A 22,050-nucleotide genomic window follows, 5' to 3' on the forward strand; every position below is an offset into this window, starting at 1 on the left:
AAGAAAATAGACCACGGCTTTAAAAAAAACCCTTTTTTCATCTAATTTATCCGGCTTTAGTGCTCATCAGTGCTCATCATTGTTTTCAGAATGGGGTTTGCTAATGCCCTGATGGATAAAGGCTCGCTTTAAAATACGTTCTTTATTTGCTGAACAGGTTTTCTTCAATTCCTGTATTTTTTGATTCAGCAGGATAGAATCCGGGTCTGTTTATTTATCCGGGGCTCTCCTTCTCTATCGCCTGAAGCGAATACCCCGGTCAGCTGCTTTCGAGGTAAATGTGCAAAATCCGCCACGGGTCCTGACGGACCACCGTTCCGCTCTGATCATGGGGGCCGGGCTTATTCTGATATCAGAGTTATTTTTGGTTCTGTCCGGTATGGTGGTCAAATTTATCGCTGATGATGTTCCCGTGCAGATGATTGTTTTTTTCCGTAATGCGCTCGGTCTTGTAATCCTTACGCCCTGGTTGGTAAATAATGGCTTCAGCGCGATACAAACAAATCGCCTCAGGCTACATCTGATGCGGGCTGTGGTCGGGGTTACAGCAATGACCTGTCTTTTTTACTCCTGGGGCTATCTGCCCCTGGCTCAGGCTGCACTGTTAAAGCAAACAGCACCTTTCTTTATTCCTGTTATCGCTTTTGTCTGGCTTGGTGAGCGTATCCCGGTGGTTGTAAAGCTGGCAATTCTGATCGGTTTTTCCGGGACGTTCCTGGTTTTAAATCCCGGGAGCGGACAGTTAAATATTGCTGTATTGATTGCTCTGGGAGGTGCTGCTTTGGGAGGGCTTGCTAAAGTGACGATTCGTCGGATGCGTTCGACAGAGCCTGCGGGGCGCATTGTGTTCTATTTTGCTTTTTTCAGTGCCATTCTGTCGTTTATCCCTGCGGTTATGGTCTGGCAGCCCATAGGCTGGCAGAGTTTGGCCTGGCTGTTTTTGGTTGCAGGTACTTCAACATTGGCTCAGCTCTTTCTGAGTAAGGCATATGGGTTAGCTCCTGCCGGGCAATTAGGCCCTTTTACCTACGGCTCGGTTGCGTTTGCTGCCCTGATGGGCTGGTGGTTATGGGGTGAGGTATTAACCCTGGGTACGTGGTTGGGAATTCTGTTAATTACCGGCGGAGGGATTCTGGCGATGCTGGGGAAGAATCTGGTTAAATCGACTAAATAATTTGGATTTTTCTATAGAAAATTCTGCATTTCCTTTGATTGTTAGCTATTGTGTTGCTATTTATAGTTCTGCTGGTATAAAAGGCCGCTTTTCAACTAGAAAGGCAGGCCTTTTTTAATGTGCAGGCCATGATTATTAGAGCAAAAGTAGCAGAGGTTTGTTTTGGATAAGCAGTTAAAGCCATTTGATGTGCTTGGTTTAGGTTTTATGACTTTCGCTTTCTTCCTGGGTGCGGGTAACATTATTTTCCCTACCATGGCAGGAATGTTAGCCGGTGAAGATGCTATACCGACGATGTTGGGTTTTCTTTTGACCGCTGTGGGACTGCCTTTACTGGGGCTGTTTGCAGTGGCGAAAGCAGGTGGTGGTATTTCTGATATGACTCGGATGCTGCACCCGGCAATCGGTGTTTTTATCTCGGTAGCTATTTTTATCATTATTGGCCCTCTTATTGCGGCACCTCGTACTGGCCTGGTAGCGTTCGAGCTGGGTGTTAAACCTTTTGGTGAAAACCCGGTTGTCAGCCAGTTTGCCTATTCGCTGATGTTTTTTGCGCTGGCTACGGTTCTGGCTCTGTTCCCCGGTAAGCTGATGGACTCTGTGGGTAAAATTCTGACACCGCTTCTGATTGTGTTGCTTGTAGCGTTGTCGATAGCCGTTCTGACGGCTTCAGGCGGACAGGCGCTGCCAACGGATGCGGCGTATCTGGAAGCGCCTTTTGCCAAAGGGATACTCGATGGCTACAGCACTATGGATGCGCTGGCCTCTATTATGTTCGGAATGTTGATTGTTGACCTGTTGAATAAGAAAGGCATTACGGATCGTGCTCGTCAGTACCGCTATCTGGTGATTGCAGCATTAATCGCTGCCGGAGGGCTTGCTTTTGTTTATGTCTCTCTTTTCTTTTTAGGCGCAGGTTTTGGCGTACCGGGTGCAACTTCCGGTGGCGTTATTTTGACTACATTTGTTGAACAGCAGTTTGGTACCTTAGGGCTGCTTGTTCTTTCCGGTGTGATTACACTGGCTTGTATGACGACAGCGGTGGGCTTGTTAAGCGCCTGCTCAGATTACTTTTCTCAGCTGACACCTATCCCTTATGCCGGATACGTGATTATTAATGCTGTTTTCTGCGTCATGATGGCAAATCTTGAGCTGGGTGTGCTGATCGAGCTAAGTGTTCCTGTTCTGGTTTCTGTTTATCCAATTGCCGTGGCCTTGATGTTGTTCAGTGTTTTCTCTGGCTTTATTGGACATAAGAAACCTGCCTTGGCTTTAACGCTGTCGGTATCACTGTTTTTTGGGGTTTTGGAAGGCCTGAAAGCCGCAGGTGTAAATCTGCCGGACATGAGCTTTATGCCACTTTATAAGCTGGGTCTGGCCTGGGTTCTGCCAACGGTTCTGGTATTGGTGTTCTTTATGTTGGTGGGGCGTGTTAAAACGCAGGCTGTAACCTCCTGAGACAGGATTCCCGAAACGATTGACTCTGACGGAATCAGACAAAAGCCTACGGATTAATTTCCGTGGGCTTTTTTTGTGTTCTCACTTTGAGATTGAAGGCATCAGTTTAATTCATTTCTATTGATGTGTTTATTCGCTTATTGTGATTTCTCTAATAATAAGAGGAATTTATGATGAGTCAGCAGCCAGGGTTAAAGATCAGGCGTCTGCAGGTTTTGTTAGCCGGGGTCTTCAGTCAGGTTATCTGTATTGGTATCGCCCGTTTTTCTTATACCCCTTTGCTGCCGGTCATGCAGGAGCAAAGTTGGCTGGGAGATATTGAAGGAGGCTGGCTGGCTGCTGTGAACTATGCCGGATATATGGCTGGGGCTTTGCTGGCGGCTTCCCTAAGCGATCTTAATGTGAAGGATAAATTATACCGTATCGGTTTGGTTTTAGCGGTAGTTACTACACTGCTGATGGCGGTTACGGAAAATTTCTGGCTTTGGGCGCTGCTGCGTTTTGTGTCCGGCCTGAGCAGTGCCGGTTCGATGTTGATCGCGTCTGCTCTGATTCTTAATTGGCTGATCCGGCACGGCCATCGCTCTGAGCTGGGTATCCATTTTGCCGGTGTTGGTATTGGTATTATGGTGGCGGCTCTCTTTGTTGAGCTGATGCTGCAACTGGGGCAGGACTGGCAGCAGCAGTGGCTCTGGTTTGGTGGTCTGGCAATCGTTCTTGCTTTTCCTGCCTGGCGCTGGCTGCCTCGTCCCGCTTCTGTTAATACCTCAGGAAGCGGCGCGCCGATGAAGGATATGCCCCCCACCAGGAAGTTTATGTGGCTCATGCTGACGGCTTATTTCTGCGCCGGTTATGGCTATGTGATCAGTGCAACCTTTATTGTGACCATTGTTGAGCGTATTCCAGCTCTGAGCGGTATGGGAGCGCTGACGTTTGCTGTAGTAGGACTGGCAGCAGCTCCGGCGGTTATGAACTGGGATCTGATTGCCCGGCGTATCGGGTATCTTAACGCTTTGCTGATGGCATACAGCCTGCAGATTGCCGGTATTATTCTGCCAACCTTTTTCCATTCCCTTGAAGTTGCTCTGTTTAGTGCACTTCTGTTCGGCGGGACTTTTATCGGTTGTGTGAGTCTGGTTCTTACCATGGCGGGACGGCTCTATCCATCAAAGCCAGCAAAACTGATGGGTAAAATGACGCTTTCATATGGGGCTGCTCAGATGATTGCACCTGCTCTGACCGGTATTCTGGCAGAGAAGACAGGACATTATGATCTTGGGCTCTGGCTGGCGGGTGGTTTTGTAGCGGTGGGCACCGTGCTTATTTTCTGGCTGAAGATGACAGACCCTACTGCTCAGGCGTTAGATGATGAAGGCAAGCTGCAAACGGCGTAGGCCGTTTGCAGTATGAGTCTTTGCATGTTTGAGCGTAACAAGATCAGCTGATCAACGCTTTTAACATCATCCGGATTCTTGGGGCGGCATTTGCCGGGGCATTTCTGCCTATGCTTTCGACCAGTTCACGTTGCTCATCCACTGAAAGGGATTGGCGGCACTCCTGAAGCCATTGTCTGCCAACAGGGCTTTCATTAAGGCAGTCGTAGGCGACCGCAAGATAGGGAAGGGCCTGAGGGTTTTTGTTGCTCATCCAAAGATCCAGGGCGCTTTCTTTCAGAAACCAGAACTGGCCGTCTCTTAGCAGTTGGTTTAAATAGCCTGCGATGATCATAGTTGTCTCGTTATATTTGATGTGGGTTTTTACATTCTGGTAAAGGCCCGTTAACTTGTCACGTAGCAGAAACTGACCGATTCTGACTGGGATTTTTATTCCATAGTGTCGTTTCGTTAAAGCTGCTAGCATTTCACTTCTTTATAATGCGCGGGACACCTACTTTGCTTTCGTTATCAGTATCCGGGCTGCGGTTTATCGGTCTGTATTTTGTTTTCCTGCCTGTATTTTTAATTATGCTGCCCGGGGTCACTTCAGCTCAGGCTGATGCATCGGCTGCGGTCGATGAAGTGGATGCAAAATTTGGTTGGCTCGATGATCCGTCAGGAGATCTATCACTTCAGCAGGCTATTAACCGGTTTGAATACAATGGCTTTAAGCCTATTGGTGGTTCTTTAAGCCGGGGCTATACACTATCTGACTCCTGGTTAAGTCTTACGTTGACAGCCTCTGAACTGATGGATTTTGATTATCTGTGGATGGAGCCATCGCAGCTGAATGAAGTCGATGTGTACTATCAGACAGGGATTAATGCTTCCGAGGCCGGAAACTATCTGAAGTTGTCTCTGGGTGACCATGGTGATAGTGCTGAGAAACCCTACCTTCATTTCCGTATGCTATTCCCGTTAAAAAGCATGCGTTCATATCTGTAATACCCGGGCTTTCAGGCTCTGGGTGAATATCAGATCTTTATCCGGGTCAGAACGAATAGTGCCCATACATTAAATGGCCGGTTGCTGACGGATTCGGCAATGGTCAGGAATAGTAATCTTTACCTCTTCTTCTATGCGGGATTCACTACGGTCACATTTATTTTGGCCGCATTCTCTACCTTTGTTGCTTACCGGTTGAGGGATAGGGTTTATTTTTGGTATGCCCTTTATCTGATCACTATTATGGTGGTTTATCTGCCGATCAGTGGTGTCCTTTTTGTCGTCTTTGAACATGCACCGTCTTATCTGTCCGATCTTTTTAGTGGTGCCGGAACAGGCCTCAGCTTTTTTTGTTTCAGTGTGTTGAGTCTTTATCTGCTGGCCAGTGGCCGGCCTGTTAACCCGTGGCTTAAACTATATCTGCAGTTTACCGCCGCTGCGGGGCTTGTTCAGGCGTTGCTGTCCCCTTTTGATGCTTACGTTTATGTTGCAGAATTTGTTGCTCTGAATGCTGTGGTTTTTTCCTTCGTCCTGCTGATAAGTTTTGGTGTGCGTGTGAAGAATGGCACCACTGGTGATCGTTTTGTATTTCTGGCACTTTTTCTTTCTGTGGTCGGCATTGTGATCAATTTCAGCCGATTGTTAGGCTGGATACCGGAAAATATCTTTACTATCCACGCATTTCAGTTCTCTTCTTTGTTGCACATGCTGCTACTTAACCAGGCTTTTGCTGAACGGGTTATGTCTGCTGAGAAGGATGCCGTGAAATCTGCTCAGCTCTCTGAGTTGCGAGCTAAGGATATGGCAGCAGGTATGAATCAGGAGCTGATAAAGGTACTGGATCAGGAGAAAATTCTGCGGCTTGAGCAGGAGCGCTTTATCGATATGATCTCCCATGAGTACAGAACGCCCCTTTCGATTTTGAAAACGAATTTAGAGATTTTAGAGCTGAAAGAAAAACCTGACTGGACCGGCCGTCATAATCTGCATGTGATGCAGCAGGCCACAGAGCGGTTGCAGGAGGTTTTTGATAAGACGATTAAAGGTGCCAGCTGGAAGCAGGCACTGGAGCGCCAGCATGAGCATAAGGAGCTGGTCTCTCTGATGGATCACTTTATGGATGAAGCTCATTTGATGTGGAGCGATATTCGTATTCAATATGATGTTCACGTTTCTCAGGTCTGGTACAAGAGTCTGGACGCCTCTCTGATGAAAACAGTTGTACTTAACCTGATTGATAATGCGCGCAAATACAGTTCAGATCCTTTTGCTATTCGTGTCATGCTGAGGGCGTCATCAGATGAGAGTGCGCTGATATTTAGTGTCAGAAACCCAGTGGCAGAGTCAGCAAGCCATCAGGATGTTGAGCTGACCAAGAAGTACATCCGTGGTGCCAATAGTGCCGGAACCAGCGGTCTTGGGCTGGGCCTGAATCTGGTAGAACAAATTGTGGCGGAACAAGGTGACCGGCTAGAGCTTGTTGAAACAGACAAGCTATTTGAGGCCCGGGTTTATCTGACGGCAGAGATGGACCCAAATGAGAACTTGTCATCATTTGAAAATGGTAAAAAGAAAGCCAGACCCTGATAGCTAATGCTCAAATGGGTTGTGAATCTTAATGTGTACAGCGCAGTCGTATTGTAAGGAGTAGGTGAGGGTGAAGGCGTTAAATGAATTATCTCAGCCGGTCTCTGTTGTTTTGGTTGAGGATGACCAGTTCTTAAGGGACAGTCTTGTGGAATACCTTGAGCTTAAAGGGCTGGCTGTTGAGGGTACGGGCACGGCGTCAGGGTTTTACAGCCTGTTGGAGCGGAGGAATTTTCAGGTCGCGATTATTGATATCGGCCTGCCGGACGCCTCAGGGGAAGAATTGGTGGATTTTGCCCGTAACAGCAGTGACATGTCTTTAATCGTTATTACCGCGAATGATGGTCTGAATTCAAGGGTGAGCTGTTACCGGGCGGGGGCGGATCTGTTTATGGGGAAGCCGGTTCAGGGGCGAGAACTCGCTGCTGCAATTTTGAGCCTGGCTGAGCGTCAGGTTAAGCGTGTTACTTCTGAGTCAGGAGCATTGGAGAGCCCCGCTGGCTGGCAGTTGAACAGCAGGAGCTGGTCCCTGGTGACGCCCGCTTCGGAAGAGATTGATTGCACGGTGAAGGAGTATCGCCTGCTGTATATGCTGGCAGAAACACCTTCTGAACCGGTGCGGCGTCCCAGGCTGTTACAGACCCTGTACGGTCGCGATGATGAGAGTGCTCAGCGTGCGCTGGATACGCTGGTGCGGCGATTGCGGAAGAAAATTCAGCGTTACCATGATGATGAATCGGTTCCGATCCGGACCGTTTACAGTGTGGGATACCTGTTTGCAGACCAGATCGTGGTTAACGCAGGCCAGTAGCCGGTTACTCAGTGACTGAGGGCTGCATTCCAGAACTCATACCCGTAGGGGATGCCACCAGATCCCGAATGCCATCCAGCTTGTTTGACCGGTAGTCTTTGCGCCAGACTAACAGGGTTTTAACCTGTGAGAAATGCTCAGGTAGCTCAAATTGCTGAATGCTGGGGCCGATGAGCAGTACCTGAAGAACAGACTCGGGAATAACCGCTATCCCTGTACCGGCAGCCACACAGGCGGCCAGAGCGTGGTAGGAGCTCATCTCCATACCATTGCGGGCGGTTGCCCCTTCTGTGGCGAGCCAGTTTTCAAAGATTCGTCGGTAAGCACAGCCGTTTCGGAAGGTGATCAGGTTTTCATTGAGCGCATCCCGGGCGGTTTTAAACCCTTTACCTCTTGCTGTGATCAGCACCAGTTTTTCCTGATGGGCATCCAGACTCTCGAAATCGGACGAGGTGACAGGCTCTGCCACAAAAGCGGCATCCAGGTCATAGTTTTGTACCCGTTCGAGCAGGTTTGCTGTGGTGTCTGTGATCAGATCCAGTTGCACTTTAGGGTGCCTGGCGTGGTATGCAGAGAGCAGGTCGGGCAGGCGGGCTGCGGCAGTACTTTCCATGGAGCCGAGTCTGAGCTGCCCCTGAACAACGCCGCCTCTAAAGGCAATTTCGGTATCTTCCGCCAGCTGGAGAAGGCGGTCGGCATAACGGAGTAGCAGGTCACCTTCCGTTGTCAGTTCAAGCTTTCGGTTTGTCCGGTGGAACAGTGTGGCGCCCAAACGTTCTTCGAGCTGCATCAGTCGGGTGCTGATATTCGACTGTACCCGGTTGAGCTTTCGGGCGGCGCGGGTGACGCCGCCTTCCGTGGCAACGGTGCGGAAAATTTCTAATGCATCAAGGTCCAGGTTATTCAGAGCCATCTTGATTCCAGATATGTTGTTCTTGAAATATCATTTTTATTGATTGAGATACTAACATATTCTGATTCTGGCTCGCCCCTGGGGCGGTAAATAATAATGGCAAGGAGTTGTGTATGCCGACGTCCGTTCTGCAGCCCTCGGCTGCTTTTTTACAGGAAAGGCTTCGTTTTCCATTATGGCAAGCCCCTATGGCGGGATCTCAGGATAGCGCATTAGCGATTGCTGTGAGTGATGCCGGAGGGTTAGGGGCTATTCCCTGCGCTATGCTCTCTCCGGAACAGGTCGGTTGCTCACTGGCTCTGGTGAAGGGGAAAACAAAGCGGCCTGTTAATGTGAACTTCTTTTGCCATAACCCACCTGAATCCAATGAGGCAGAGCAGGTCGCTTGGCAGGAAGTCCTGCAGCCCTATTACGCTGAAATGGGTCTTGATCCTTTATCCGTATCGCCAGGTTCTGGCCGCCAACCCTTTTCAGAGGCTTACCTTGAGGCGATCAGGCCCTATCAACCCGATGTGGTCAGCTTTCATTTTGGGTTGCCGGATCAAGCGTTGATCACAGAGATTAAAGCCTGGGGCGGATTGATTGCTTCCACCGCAACCACGGTTGAAGAGGGTGTATGGCTGCAGGAGAGGGGGGCTGATTTTGTGATTGCTCAGGGTCTGGAGGCCGGAGGGCATCGGGGACACTTTCTTACAGCAGACCTTGAGTGCCAGTTACCGGTACGGCTTTTGGTGACGGAGTTGGTGTCGAAGGTTGACCTGCCGATTATTGCTGCCGGTGGGATCGCCACTGGGGATGATATCGCTGAACTGCTGAGTCTTGGCGCTTCTGCTGTACAGTTAGGAACGGCCTTTTTATTGACACCGGAAGCCAAAACAACAGACGTGCATCGCAAGGCGCTGAAAAGCGATGGGGTGCGCCATACGGCGGTTACCAATCTGTTTTCCGGAAGACCGGCCCGGGGCATGGTGAACCGTCTGATGGAGGAGTTGGGGCCAATCTCCTCTCAGGCTCCGGCCTTTCCCCTGGCTTCCCAGGCGATTGCACCTTTACGGGCAGCGGCAGAGCAACAGGGGCGATGGGATTTCTCGCCGCTATGGTGCGGTCTGTCCGCCGATCAGTGCCGTGAGCTTCCTGCTGCGGAGTTAATTCGTTGGTTAACGGCTAAGCTGTAACCGGTCCCCTAAGAACGGATACCCCCGTTGAGGCTATGGAGCTTTAGGTGTCGAGGGTGTGATTGGGCTTGCCCGTTTTTCTTGCCGGATTGGTGTTTATCACTAATTAAAATATTTTTCGAGGTGTATAAGTTTAATATTGGCTTTATTGGACATGATTTTAGTCATTCCTGCTGATGATATTTAGCGACAATGGATGATCACAATAACAACATTAACGCTAGAGTAGTGATCATGTCTTCTGATGCATTAACAAACACTGACCGCCCAGGGGTTTCTGGCCGGTCTGTGTTGGAGGTGGAATCCCTCAATATGCCTTCTGCCCAGAAAGTACTGGGTTTATTAGCGGCTCTGATGATGGTTTTTGTCTGGTCGGGCTATTTTCTCTCCCTACGGGCCGGAGCGGTCACTCCGGTCAGTACCTATGAAATTGCGCTGCTGCGCTTTGGTTTACCGGGGTTGATCCTGCTGCCGGTGTTTATCCGTCATTTTAATGCGATTGCCCAGGTGCCCAGGTTGTATCTCGTGGGTATGCTGCTGGGAGGGGGGCTGCCCTTTTTCTGGCTGGGTGCTATGGGAATGCAGGTCGGGCAGGTGGCTGAAGGCAGTACTCTGATCCCCGGGGTAGCCCCGTTATTTGTGACGATGATGGCGGTTCTGGTTTTCAATCAGCCGCTATCCGGCTGGCGTCTGGGCGGTTTATTACTGATTCTTGCCGGTGTGGTGGCATTTATTGGTAACTCAGTGGCAGGCGATACGCACGTTGGGGCGGTGGTTCTTTTCCTGGCGGCCAGCTTTCTATGGGCTTTGTTTGCACTGTCAATTCGTCAATGTGGGCTCCCCCCTCTGGTGGCGGCATCTGTGGTAGCGGTGCCGACGGGGTTATTGCTTCTGATTGCGGGGCCGGTGATACAGCCTGAATTGGGTTGGTTTGACCTGTCTCTGCAGCAGCAGTTTGGCCAAATTGTGGCTCAGGGGCTGGGTGCCGGGTTAGCATCCGGTTTATTATTTGCCTTTGCCATCAGTCGTCTGGGGGCTGAAGTCACCTCGGCAATCGGGTCTCTGACACCGGTAGCTGCTTCGGCTATTGCCTATGTCTGGTTTGGGGAGCAGGTCACCCTGGTGATTGTTGCCGGGATTATGTTGATTAGTCTGGGGGTGATTCTGGCCAGTGGACTTGTAAAAGGGCGTATTGCAGAATAACTCAACGGCTGATCATACAGCTTCTGGCCGGAAGCTGTATGACAGGTTGTCATCTATCCTTTAGCTGATGGACGCCGGTTATTCATTTGAGATGTTTTAATGGCAGCTCGGTGCATGTTTTGACCTGACGGAGCACAAAACTGGTCCGAATGCTGGCCACGCCTTCGATACGGTTCAGCTCATTCAGCAGAAAATGTTCGTAGTAGGCCATATCCGGCATCACGACCTTGAGCATAAAGTCGGCATCACTGCCGGTAATCAGGGCGCACTCCAGTACCTCATCATAGTTCAGAATCTTCCTTTCAAAGGCCTCCAACCGTTCCGGTAGCTGACTGGCCAGGCAGATCTGGACATAGATGGTCATATCCAGACCCAGAGCACTCTGGTTAAGCAGTGTGACCTGCCGGCTGATGATGCCGGCATCTTCCAATAGTTTGACTCTTCTGGCGCAGGGTGACGGTGATAAGCCTACCTGTTCTGCCAACTCCAGATTGCTGATATTGGCATTTTTCTGCAGGACTTCAAGAATTCTGCGGTCGATCCGGTCAAACTGTTTCGTTTTGTGCATGATTAATAGTCTTATTATTGTTTGTGTGGCAGTGCGCGAGACTCGGAGATCTGCTATTTAGCTAGTTTTTATTGTTATGGAAGGTGGATTCTATAGGCTTTTAACTTGGTTTTCCTTTTTTTTCACTGGATTCATCTGATTTTTGTATCTTCTATAACTAATGATAGAGGGTCGTATAAAGGTTTGAGCTGTATCATCAGCGGATGCGATATCTCCTGTTTTAATGGGTGCCCTTTTCCGGGTCAGCCGTTTGAGAGCAAGTGAATGCCTTTACACCAAAAAATTATCCGCTTTGCCAGAACCCTGCGTGGTTATGTACTGATCTCTATTATGGCGGTATCCATAGTGGTTTTTCTCAGTGTCACCCTGACGGCTACCCTGCTGTATGAAGATGTCATTCATCGTCAGTCGGCCCAGACATCTGAGAGTATTGCCCAGAGTACTTTCAATAGTATGTTTCAGGTGATGCGTCAGGGCTGGACTCGCCAAGAGCTGGAGGTTTTTCTCTCAGAAACCAAGGCCACGTATGCAAATACGCCTTTTGATATTGAAATTTATCGGGGTAGCAAAGTAGAGGCATTATTTGGTGTCATTGATCAGCCGGATCCTGATGCTGCGATTCAGCAGGTTTTTCAGGATGGCTTGCATCATCTGAGTCAAACCGATCATACAACCCGACGCCTTTTTCCATTGAAAGTCCGGGCTGAGTGCCTGCAGTGTCACCGTAATGCAAAACCGGGTGATGTGCTGGGTGTCATTGATATTCGGCAGGATATGAGTCCGATACGTGATGGTATTCGTCAGGGTTATATCGCTCTTTTTATTATCGCGGCCATGGTGATTATGTTTGCTGCCCTGGGGATCTCTGCCTCAATCTCGGTACGTATCAAACAGTCGATGGAGCGCTTCAAACATCAGCTGAAAGATGTGAACTCGGTGAAAGATTTTCGGGCGCTGGATACGAAAAAAGTTGATTTCTTTTTTGATGAATTTAATCAGGCGTTTTCCCATGTCAGCTCTCTGATGGAAAAGCTGAAAGATGTGGCCGTTGACAAGGATATTCTGGAGTTCGAGATCCGGCTGCTCAGTAAATTCATTATTACTTCTGAGGTCGTTCGCGACTGGCGTGATTTCATCAAAGACCTGCTGGTCGATATTAATACCATTATTGAAGCGCATACTTTGGTCACTATTTTTCAGGTAGATGACGAAGGCTATGAACTTGAAGTGTTCTGGTACCAGGATGTCACTGAAGAAACCCGAACGGCCTTCGAAGTGTTTCTGCGCACGAATATTGAAAATGACGAACACTTCCATAAAGGGGCTGTGATTCTGAGTATTGCTCACCACGTCGCTCACCCTGAACCTGAAACTCTGGATCTAAAACCTATTACACCAAAGGATATTGAACTACAGACTAAATCTTTGCTGCTGGAAGCTCCTAAGATAGGTGGTGTTGTGGGGATTGGGGTGCAATCAGATCTGGCTCGGGACCCAATTCGCCATATTGTTATTGATGGCATTCTGACAACCCTGCTGAACCTGGTCGGTTCCGTTAAAGCGATTTATAAATACACGCAGGATCTGGAGTTTTATGCTACCCGTGACCCTTTGACCAGCTTGCATAACCAGCGGATGTTTAAGGAACTTCTCGGGTACGAAGTGGGGCGGGCCAGCCGCCATAAAGAGAGTTTTGCTCTTTTGATGCTTGATCTGGATAATTTTAAGACGGTGAATGACAGGTTTGGCCATGCCTATGGTGATCAGTTTCTGCAGGCTTTTGCCAGAGTATTGGAGCATTCTGTACGTCCGGGTGACTTTTTGTCTCGCTACGGCGGCGATGAGTTTACGATTATTTTACCGGAAGCGAGCCAGGAGCAGGCTTTCTCCGTTGCTCAGCGAATAAAGCATGCCATTGATCAGATGCATCTGAAATCCCCCGATGGTCAGCCGATGCGCGCAACCGGTTCCATGGGGATTGCGGTCTATCCGGACCATGCGAGCAACCCAAGAGATCTGTTTTTGCTTGCCGATAACATGATGTATAAGGCAAAACGTCTTGGCCGTAACAGTATCGCTGTACCAGATGATGATGAGGTTGCTGAGGTTTACAAAGAGGCCGGTGCCAAAAATATAATGGTACTGAATGCACTGGAGGAGGAACGTATTGTTCCTTATTTCCAGCCCATTGTGGACTCGGAAACAGGTGATGTCGAGATTCACGAATTACTTATGCGAATTGAAATGGATCATCGTATTGTTCCCGCCGGTGAGTTTATTGATATTGCAGAGGGAATTGGTGTAGTCCATAAAATGGACTATATGCTGATTGAGAAGGCTTTTGATCAGATGGTTGAGCAGGGCTACACCGGTAAGCTGTTTGTGAACCTGTCTCCAAAGTCATTGATTGTCAGTGAATTTATTGGGCGTATTCGCCAGTTAGCTCAGGATAAGCACATTGCGCCTGATCGAATTGTTTTCGAGCTGACTGAGCGGGAAACGGTTAGCAACCTGAATCTGCTGGAGAAGTTTGTACTGGATCTGAAACTGGAGGGCTTTAACTTTGCCATTGATGATTTCGGCTCAGGTTTCTCCTCATTCCACTATATCAAGCATTTTCCAATTGATGTTATCAAGATTGAAGGTGAATTCATTCGTAATATGCTTCATGACGATAAGTATATGGCCTTTGTTAAAAGTATTGTGACCCTGGCTCAGAATCTGGGTATCAAAACGATTGCTGAGTTTATTGAGGATGAAGACATTATGGATAAGGTTCGTGAGCTGGGAATCGATTATGGGCAAGGGTTCTATCTGGGGCGTCCTGCAGGGCACTTTGTCTGCAGTCAGAATTGAAGCATTGATACAATTTCTAAGGTTTCCTGCTGACTACAGGCTATAGTTTATACTGTGTTTTTTCTTTGTCAGGACGTAGCATACTGTATCTTGGGTTGATATGTTAATAATGCCTTTTCCGGATGACAGGCCTTTTACTGAAGATGACGATAGGGAGTGATGAATGGAAGCGCAGACCCCTTTAATAGGTGATCGGATGGCGGAGTATCGTGGGTTAAGTCGGGATGAGCTGGAGCTACAGCTCAGAAAGCATATGGGCGAAGCGGAGAAAATCCGGGCTCATCTGGAGAGTGAGATCCGTCGCCACAGAGATACTTCGGCTCAGCTTAACCTGATCAGTCGGGTTGTTGAGAAGGCCCATTTTGCCGTTATGATTACCGACGCTGACCAGCGACTTGTGTATGTCAACGCTGCTTATACCCGGCTTACAGGTCTAAAAGCAGAAGATGTGATTGGTCGTACGCCTAAGGTTAACCAGTCTGGGCGCCATACTCAGGAATTTTATCAGAAACTTTGGTATGAACTGGATCGCAAAGGGGTCTGGCGAGGTGAGGTCTGGGATCGGCGGCCCGATGGCAGTTTCTTCATGAAGTATCTGTCTATTGAGGTGGTAAGAGATGAGGCCGGAACAGTTACTCACTACTTTGCTATTTTCAGTGACCTTTCTGAACAAAAGCGCACAGAAGAAGAGCTGGAGCGGCTGACACATTATGACCCTCTGACAGAGCTGCCAAATCGCATACTTTTTCGTAATCGCCTTGGACATGAATTTAATATTTCAAACCGCCATCAGTCCCGTACAGGGCTTTTGGTGTTGAATCTTGATCGCTTTCGTATGATCAATGATGCCTTTGGTTTTGCTCTGGGGGATGAGCTGCTGGTGCAGGTGGCTGCACGACTTCGAAGCCGGGTACGCTCAACGGATCTACTGGCACGCCAGGAAGATCGTTCAGAGAGAGACTCGGATCTGATTTCCCGCATTGGAGGTGACGATTTCAGCTTTATTCTTAGTGAGCTGAGAGCACCAGAAGATGCAAATGTTGTCGCGCGGCGTTTGCTCGCTGCATTTGAAGAACCTTTTGATGCGCATGGTGAAGAGGTTTTTCTCTCCGGTAGTATTGGCATTGCGGTCTATCCCGATAATGCTAAAAATGAAGACGGATTAATGCAGTGTGCTGAGGCTGCACTGAACCTTGTTAAAGCGGAAGGCAAAGGTGGCTATCGTTTTTTCTCAGATGAGTTAAACCGCAGTAGTGCTGAGCGGGTTCGCCTTGAGGCGCGTTTGCATCGGGCCGTTACAAACGAAGAATTTACTCTGTATTATCAGCCTAAACTTGATCTCAAAACCGGTAAAATCATGGGGGTGGAAGCTCTATTACGCTGGCCTCAGGACGATGGCAGTACGGTATCCCCTGAAAGCTTTATCCCTCTGACAGAAGATACAGGGCTGATCAACCCCATTGGACAGTGGATCATCGTTCAGGCAATGCAGGATGCCTGTCGTATTAATCAGCAAACAGGGCTTCAGCTTCAGGTGGCCATTAATTTATCTGTTCGTCAGTTTCTTAACCCCGGTGTGGTGGGTTTGGTGGCTGAGGCGCTTCAGTATACCGGTATTGATCCGGCATTAGTGGAGTTCGAAATTACGGAAAGCATGCTGATTGATAAAGTCGAGGATGCCCGGCAATCTATGCATAACCTGCGGAATCTGGGGGTTCAGTTAGCGATTGATGATTTTGGTACTGGTTTTTCATCGATGTCCTATCTGAAAGAGTTTCCGGTCAATACCATGAAAATTGATCGTTCGTTTATTATGTCCCTGGATCATGGCGCAGAAGGGTTGGCAATTGTGACGGCCCTGGTCTCTTTGGGTAAGGCGATGGGACTAGGGGTTGTTGCAGAAGGTGTTGAAAATAAAACCCAAATGGATTTGCTGTCAGAATCAGGTTGTGACTTTGGTCAGGGGTTTTATATCGACAGACCTATGCCCATTGATAAGTTGATTGCCAGTATTGGGCAATAGTTTTACTTTGAACCTGATATGCTCAGGTTCAGAGTTAGTTTGTTATTGATCGGTTACTTCCCTCCGCCCACATCTTTTTATTTGTCTTTTTATTGTATTACCAAAACGCTCCACCTTTGCCGGATATCCCGTTTTCCTGTTATGGACGGTATAATATTCATAAGAGCTGATAATTGCCTGAGATACCGCAAGGTATTGTAAATAAAGATAATGTATATTTTATTGGTTTCTTCTGCGTTATCTAAGATGTGCAGGAAATCCTCCTCCCGCAGGAGTGTCTCAGGTACATAAATAAGGAGTGTGTTATGAAGGAGTATATCGGTTTTGGTATTGTTGTTTTCTCACTGATTTTCGCCATAAGTGCTGCGTTTATGGCCTGGCGACTGAAGCTGCGGCTGGATGCGGCAAATTCAGTAATTGTTCTGGAAAAAAGTCGTCGTGACGAGCGCCGCAAAACCTACCAGGACGTGATTGCTCAACTTGAGCAGGCAATGTCTTCTGTTAATAATGGCAGGCCGGAGCTTGCAAACTTATTTAATGATCTTTCCCCTAAACTTCATCTTCATGCCTCTGAAGAGGTTAATTCCAGCTTTGTGGAGGTGTGTCTTTTGTTGGAAAACTGGACTGCGATGAAAGATGATGTCGATAAAACAGTGAGCAGTCTGCAGGAAAACCCTGACCATGAGGTATTGGAGCAGCGTCTTTCTGAGCAGAAAAAACAGGCTCTTGATGCCTATCAGCTATTCAAGCATAAGTTTAATAAACTGGGGGCGATGATGCGTAAAGAGATGAGCGAAGCGCTATAAAAAGAGCAGTATCAGATTGCAGGTTTGTTGTTGTGGCTTGAGCTTTCTTGCTCATCACCGTATATTCCGCAACCATATTCTATTACCTGCTTCTAAGGATGCCTAATGGCTCTGAAATCAACAGTTTATAAAGCAGCGGTTAATCTTGCTGATATGGATCGGAACGTTTATCTCGATCAGTCACTGACTTTGGCGCAACATCCTTCTGAAACGGACGAGCGCATGATGTTGCGCATCCTCGCCTGGAGTCTGAATGCGATGGAAGGCCTTGAGTTTACTAAGGGCCTTTGTGTGGATGATGAACCTGAAGTCTGGAAGAAAAATTATTCTGATGAGATTGAACTTTGGATCGAACTGGGATGCCCGGATGAGAAGTGGTTACGCAAAGCGTCTGCGCGCTCAAAAGAAGTGATTCTTTATACCTATGGTGATAATGCCGCTCCGATCTGGTGGCAGCAGAATAAGAGTAAACTGGCGCGCTTTGAAAACCTGCAGGTGTGGAATATCCAGGATACGGCTATTGAGCAGTTAGCAGGGTTGATCGCACGTACCATGCAAATTCAGGTGACGATTCAGGATGGCACCGCTTGGTTTTCCTGTGGTGAGCAGAGTGTCGAGGTCCGCCCGGAACGCTGGAACTAGTGCGTGAGGCTTTCTTCTATCGGCGCAGAAAGCGCTGACAAAAAAACCGGGGCCAGCCCGGTTTTCTGTTTGACTAAGCACCATCGTTGATGGTCTTTCCGCTAGCTTAACTCTTTTGCCAGTCGTGCCATAGAATCTTCGAGATTAGCGTTACTGGTTGCAAATGAGATGCGCATGCAGCCGGTTGTTCCGAAAGCAGACCCTGGAACCAGAGCAACACCGGCTTTTTCAAGCATCGCTTCAGCAAATTCTACATCATTGGCTGAGCCGTAAGCTTTGATCGCCCCTGAGAAGTCCGCAAAAGCATAAAAAGTGCCATCACCGGCCAGGCAGTTAACACCATCAATAGCGTTTAATTTCTCAACCACGAAATCATGACGCTGTTTGAAGGAAACCAGCATCTCCGAGATACACTCCTGAGGTCCGTTCAGCGCAGCTTCGGCAGCGTACTGAGAGATGGAGGCCGGGTTTGAAGTGGACTGGGACTGAATTTTCTTCATGGCGCCGATCACTTTAGCCGGACCTGCAGCATACCCAATACGCCAACCTGTCATGCTGTATGCTTTGGATACACCATTCAGAACGAAAGTACGCTCATAGAGTTCCGGCGTTGCGTTCAGAATATTGCAGAAGTTCTGATCCCACAGGATATGCTCGTACATATCATCTGTTGCAACCATGATTTGTGGGTGCTTTTTCAGAACTTCACCCAGGGCTTTCAGCTCATCAAGGGTATAAGCCATACCGCTTGGGTTGGGTGGGCTGTTAATCACAAATAGTTTGGTACGAGGTGTGATTGCAGCTTCAAGCTGATCGGCAGTGATCTTGAAGCGCTTCTCTGCGCTGGTTTCCAGAATAACCGGTTTGCCTTCGGCCACAAGGACCATATCTGGGTAAGATACCCAGTAGGGAGCAGGGATAATGACCTCATCACCGGGATTCAGAAGTGCCAGAGACAGATTGAAAAAGCTCTGTTTGCCACCGGATGAAACCAGAATCTGATTGGGCTCGTATTTGAGTCCGTTATCCCGTTCGAATTTCGCTATAATGGCTTTCTTCAGGCTTGGTGTACCGTCCACAGCGGTGTATTTTGTCAGGCCCTTATTGATGGCCTCAATCGCGGCATCTTTGATGTGTTGCGGGGTGTCGAAATCCGGCTCACCTGCGCCCAGGCCGATAATGTCATTGCCTGCTGCGCGAAGCTCTGCCGCACGGTTTGTGACCGCGAGAGTCGGTGAAGGTTTAATTGACTGTACGCGATCTGACAGTTGTACGTCCAAGCTGATATCCTCAATTTATTTTCAGTCAGAAAATAGGCGTTATGCAGATGAATCATACAGGAGATACCGACCCTTCGTGAAGGAGGCAAGTTTAAAAAACATGCTAAAAAGTCCGGTATTTATCTACGTTTGCGTTGACGGTGGCGGCCCCTGAATCGCTTGTTTTAATGTTGATGTCGGATCAGGTTATAGTGTCTTTAAATTTATAGAGTTGCTTGTTTAGCGTAGTTTGCTGAATTGCATTGCTAAGATAAAAAATAAGTCTGGTAAAACATGGAATCACAGAAAAAGTTTAAACTACATTCCCGTTTTAAACCTGCGGGTGATCAGCCTGCCGCGATTGATGCCCTCTGTAAAGGTCTTGATAACGGCTTGATGCACCAGACCCTTTTGGGGGTAACGGGGTCGGGTAAAACATTTACCATGGCAAACATTATTGAGAAAACCCAGCGCCCGACCATTATTCTGGCCCATAACAAGACACTCGCAGCCCAGCTGTATGGTGAGTTTAAAGACTTCTTTCCTGATAATGCGATTGAGTACTTTGTTTCTTACTATGACTACTATCAGCCTGAAGCTTATGTTCCTGCCTCTGATACTTTTATTGATAAAGATGCTTCTATTAACGAGCATATTGAACAGATGCGTTTGTCGGCAACCAAGGCGTTGCTGGAGCGTAAAGATTCTTTGATTGTGGCAACCGTATCCGCAATTTACGGTTTGGGAGATCCTAAGTCCTACCACAAGATGGTGCTGCATATTAATCGGGGGGAGCGTATCGATCAGCGTCAGATGCTTCGTCGGCTGGCTGAGCTGCAATATACCCGTAATGACCTTGATTTTCGCCGGGCTACTTATCGGGTTCGGGGTGATGTGATCGATATTTTTCCTGCAGAATCCGATCAGGAAGCGGTTCGGGTTGAGCTGTTTGACGATGAGATCGATAACATCTCTATCTTTGACCCTCTGACAGGAGAGCAGCTGCGCAAGCTGCCGCGAATTACGATCTATCCGAAAAGCCATTATGTGACGCCAAGAGAGACGGTTATTGAAGCTACCGAACATATCAAAGATGAGCTGCGGGAGCGGATCGAATGGTTTCGGGAGCATGATAAATTAGTTGAAGCACAGCGGATCGAACAGCGTACCTTGTATGATATTGAGATGATGCTGGAGCTGGGCTACTGCAATGGTATTGAAAACTACTCCCGCTATTTATCCGGGCGCGATCCGGGTAACGCGCCACCCACCTTTTTTGATTATCTGCCCGATAATGCACTGCTGTTTATCGATGAGTCCCATGTCACCGTGCCTCAGTTGGGGGTGATGTACCGTGGAGACCGCTCGCGGAAAGAAACTCTGGTGCAGTATGGGTTCCGGTTACCATCAGCACTGGATAACCGCCCGATGAAGTTCGAGGAGTGGGAGCAGATCTCGCCTCAGATGGTGTTTGTTTCTGCTACACCGGGTAACTATGAAGCCGAGCACCAGGGGCAGGTGGTTGAGCAGGTTGTACGGCCGACGGGGCTGCTTGATCCGGAAATTGAGGTGCGTCCTGCGACGAGTCAGGTGGATGATCTGATGTCAGAAATCAGCCTCAGGGTTGCCGATGGCGACCGCGTGCTGGTCACAACTCTGACAAAGCGCATGTCGGAAGATTTGACGGACTACCTTTCTGAGCACGGTGTAAAGGTGCGCTATCTGCATTCGGATATTGATACGGTTGAGCGGGTTGAGATTATTCGGGATCTGCGTCTGGGTGAGTTTGATGTGTTGGTAGGGATTAACCTGCTGAGGGAAGGTCTGGATATGCCGGAAGTGTCTCTGGTGGCGATTCTTGATGCGGACAAAGAGGGTTTTCTGCGCTCGGAACGTTCTCTGATTCAGACCATTGGTCGTGCCGCCCGTAACTCAAAGGGTAAGGCAATTCTGTATGGCGACCGCATTACCGGCTCTATGCAGAAAGCGATTGATGAGACTCAGCGCCGTCGCGAAAAACAGATGGAAGCTAACGAGGCGGCGGGTATTACCCCCACCACTGTCATGAAAAATGTGGCCGACATTATGGAAGGAGCACGGATTCCCGGTAAAAAGATCAGTAATAAATCCGGTAAGAAAGTTGCTGAAGCTGTGGGGGAGTATCTTGTTGATCCTGCGCTGATGTCACCGGAGCAGTTGTTGAAGGCTATCAGTAAGCTGGAAGATAAAATGTATGAGGCGTCCAAGAACCTTGAGTTTGAGCAGGTCGCACAGATTCGGGATGAGATTCAAAAGCTCAATGGTCATTTACTGACATAAGAGAGCTTGTCAGAGCTGCCATTACAGATCGGCCTTTATAATGATAGCTCTGCTCAATAACTCGAAGGTCTGCAGTTTACCTGTTCTCAGCCTGTTTTAGGTTGACGCCCCTGTTTTATATGCCGGTCACGGTTGATGGCTTTCTGCTTTTCACTCTTTTTCAGCAGAGCATAAACTGCTGTGCTTCCCCCGTGGCTTTTATGGGCGCTGCTGACCGCTATGACCTGAGGGAGTTCCGGGAGCCAGCGGGCAAGATAACTTTTAATGACACAGGGCAGTGAGTCAGCCGTTGTACCTTTACCAAAGCTGATCAGAGCTACCCGGATATCGCTTTTATAGCAATCCTCAATAAAATCAAAAACTTCTCTGCGACAGGCTTCCACAGGTTTTTTGTGCAGATTTAATGCGGCATCGACAGGGTAACGTCCTTGCTTGAGGCGCTTGTAGACGCCTTCCTGTACACCATCTTTTTTGTATATAACGGGATCGAAAGGCCCCAACAGATCAACAAACTGGTCGGTTAAAAAATTTCTGTCCGCCTCTGTTTGTTCCTGTGCGGCATTACGACGGGCTTTGAGACTCTGAGGATCGCTTTTATGAATAGTTTTCAGGTCTGCTTTCAGCTCCTGCTTTAGTGGAACAACGTCACGCATTTCCCTTAAAAAATAATCCAGATCATCATCCTGGTAAGCCATAGCTTTCCCCTCATCTTTCACTGTCACCATTGGATGGTAGCTTCAGTGCTTACAAATAAGGCTTTAATAAGACAAATTAAAGGCGATTTCTCATTTCCTGAACGATAATATAAGGTTTTGGGCTTTAGTTAAGTGGTTTGTCCCGGTTTTTGGTAGAGATCGCCTTGCCCCGGTTTTTCG

Annotated in this window: 18 protein-coding genes; 13 read left to right on the top strand and 5 right to left on the bottom strand. The window is 48.4% G+C overall.

Annotated features, from left to right (window positions below; genetic code table 11):
• The first annotated feature begins 280 nt into the window (after positions 1-280).
• From BTA35_RS10695 to BTA35_RS10705, 3 genes are all read left to right on the top strand, one after another.
• Positions 281-1,174, top strand: coding sequence for a DMT family transporter (locus tag BTA35_RS10695; protein WP_238377568.1), 894 nt, complete (start codon positions 281-283; stop codon positions 1,172-1,174).
• A gap of 162 nt (positions 1,175-1,336) precedes the next feature.
• A complete protein-coding gene (gene brnQ, locus BTA35_RS10700) occupies positions 1,337-2,632 on the top strand; it encodes a branched-chain amino acid transport system II carrier protein (RefSeq protein WP_103989724.1) in 1,296 nt (431 codons plus the stop codon).
• 173 nt (positions 2,633-2,805) lie between these two features.
• Entirely contained in the window at positions 2,806-4,026 is a 1,221-nt protein-coding gene (locus tag BTA35_RS10705; protein WP_078319820.1) for a YbfB/YjiJ family MFS transporter, read from the top strand.
• A 43-nt stretch (positions 4,027-4,069) separates the two neighbouring features.
• Here BTA35_RS10705 and BTA35_RS10710 read toward each other — a convergent pair whose 3' ends face one another.
• Positions 4,070-4,360: a hypothetical protein gene (locus tag BTA35_RS10710; RefSeq protein ID WP_139363650.1), complete on the bottom strand. Its 291-nt coding sequence runs from the start codon at positions 4,358-4,360 to the stop codon at positions 4,070-4,072.
• Positions 4,361-4,524: 164 nt separating this feature from the next.
• On the opposite strand from BTA35_RS10710, the gene BTA35_RS10715 reads away from it, so the two are divergent.
• The 3 genes from BTA35_RS10715 (at position 4,525) to BTA35_RS10725 (ending at position 7,411) form a co-directional block, all read left to right on the top strand.
• Positions 4,525-5,013 carry a 7TMR-DISMED2 domain-containing protein gene (locus BTA35_RS10715; RefSeq protein WP_160055182.1) on the top strand — a complete coding sequence of 163 codons (489 nt, stop codon included), beginning with the start codon at positions 4,525-4,527 and terminating at the stop codon, positions 5,011-5,013.
• Between the two features lie 99 nt (positions 5,014-5,112).
• The gene (locus BTA35_RS10720) at positions 5,113-6,600 is read left to right on the top strand and encodes a sensor histidine kinase (protein ID WP_078319823.1); all 1,488 of its coding nucleotides are present in this window, start codon (positions 5,113-5,115) and stop codon (positions 6,598-6,600) included.
• Positions 6,601-6,670: 70 nt separating this feature from the next.
• Positions 6,671-7,411, top strand: coding sequence for a response regulator transcription factor (locus tag BTA35_RS10725; RefSeq protein WP_160055179.1), 741 nt, complete (start codon positions 6,671-6,673; stop codon positions 7,409-7,411).
• Positions 7,412-7,415: 4 nt separating this feature from the next.
• On the opposite strand, the gene BTA35_RS10730 is transcribed toward BTA35_RS10725, so the two are convergent.
• A complete protein-coding gene (locus BTA35_RS10730; protein ID WP_202931240.1) occupies positions 7,416-8,324 on the bottom strand; it encodes a LysR family transcriptional regulator in 909 nt (302 codons plus the stop codon).
• 113 nt (positions 8,325-8,437) lie between these two features.
• Between BTA35_RS10730 and BTA35_RS10735 the strand changes: the two genes are divergently transcribed.
• Complete coding sequence (locus BTA35_RS10735; protein ID WP_078319825.1) at positions 8,438-9,499, top strand: NAD(P)H-dependent flavin oxidoreductase; 1,062 nt, start codon at positions 8,438-8,440, stop codon at positions 9,497-9,499.
• Between the two features lie 234 nt (positions 9,500-9,733).
• Positions 9,734-10,702 (top strand): DMT family transporter, encoded by a 969-nt coding sequence (locus BTA35_RS10740; RefSeq protein WP_160055177.1) that lies wholly within the window; start codon positions 9,734-9,736, stop codon positions 10,700-10,702.
• 82 nt (positions 10,703-10,784) lie between these two features.
• On the opposite strand, the gene BTA35_RS10745 is transcribed toward BTA35_RS10740, so the two are convergent.
• A complete protein-coding gene (locus BTA35_RS10745) occupies positions 10,785-11,270 on the bottom strand; it encodes an Lrp/AsnC family transcriptional regulator (RefSeq protein ID WP_078319827.1) in 486 nt (161 codons plus the stop codon).
• 264 nt (positions 11,271-11,534) lie between these two features.
• On the opposite strand from BTA35_RS10745, the gene BTA35_RS10750 reads away from it, so the two are divergent.
• The 4 genes from BTA35_RS10750 (at position 11,535) to BTA35_RS10765 (ending at position 17,597) form a co-directional block, all read left to right on the top strand.
• Positions 11,535-14,126, top strand: a complete 2,592-nt coding sequence (locus BTA35_RS10750; protein ID WP_078319828.1) for a putative bifunctional diguanylate cyclase/phosphodiesterase — start codon at positions 11,535-11,537, stop codon at positions 14,124-14,126.
• 163 nt (positions 14,127-14,289) lie between these two features.
• On the top strand, positions 14,290-16,149 hold the full coding sequence (locus BTA35_RS10755) for a putative bifunctional diguanylate cyclase/phosphodiesterase (RefSeq protein WP_078319829.1): 1,860 nt from the start codon (positions 14,290-14,292) through the stop codon (positions 16,147-16,149).
• 305 nt (positions 16,150-16,454) lie between these two features.
• Entirely contained in the window at positions 16,455-16,955 is a 501-nt protein-coding gene (locus BTA35_RS10760; RefSeq protein WP_078319830.1) for a hypothetical protein, read from the top strand.
• Positions 16,956-17,060: 105 nt separating this feature from the next.
• Entirely contained in the window at positions 17,061-17,597 is a 537-nt protein-coding gene (locus BTA35_RS10765) for a YaeQ family protein (protein ID WP_078319831.1), read from the top strand.
• A gap of 101 nt (positions 17,598-17,698) precedes the next feature.
• On the opposite strand, the gene BTA35_RS10770 is transcribed toward BTA35_RS10765, so the two are convergent.
• A complete protein-coding gene (locus BTA35_RS10770; protein WP_078319832.1) occupies positions 17,699-18,877 on the bottom strand; it encodes a pyridoxal phosphate-dependent aminotransferase in 1,179 nt (392 codons plus the stop codon).
• Between the two features lie 273 nt (positions 18,878-19,150).
• Here BTA35_RS10770 and uvrB point away from each other — a divergent pair, with 273 nt between their 5' ends.
• The gene (uvrB, locus tag BTA35_RS10775) at positions 19,151-21,175 is read left to right on the top strand and encodes an excinuclease ABC subunit UvrB (RefSeq protein ID WP_078319833.1); all 2,025 of its coding nucleotides are present in this window, start codon (positions 19,151-19,153) and stop codon (positions 21,173-21,175) included.
• An 86-nt stretch (positions 21,176-21,261) separates the two neighbouring features.
• On the opposite strand, the gene smrA is transcribed toward uvrB, so the two are convergent.
• Positions 21,262-21,870, bottom strand: coding sequence for a DNA endonuclease SmrA (smrA, locus tag BTA35_RS10780; protein ID WP_078320000.1), 609 nt, complete (start codon positions 21,868-21,870; stop codon positions 21,262-21,264).
• Between the last annotated feature and the right edge of the window lie 180 nt (positions 21,871-22,050).

The organism is Oceanospirillum linum (assembly GCF_001995095.2).
GTDB classification, from domain to species: Bacteria; Pseudomonadota; Gammaproteobacteria; order Pseudomonadales; family Halomonadaceae; genus Oceanospirillum; species Oceanospirillum linum.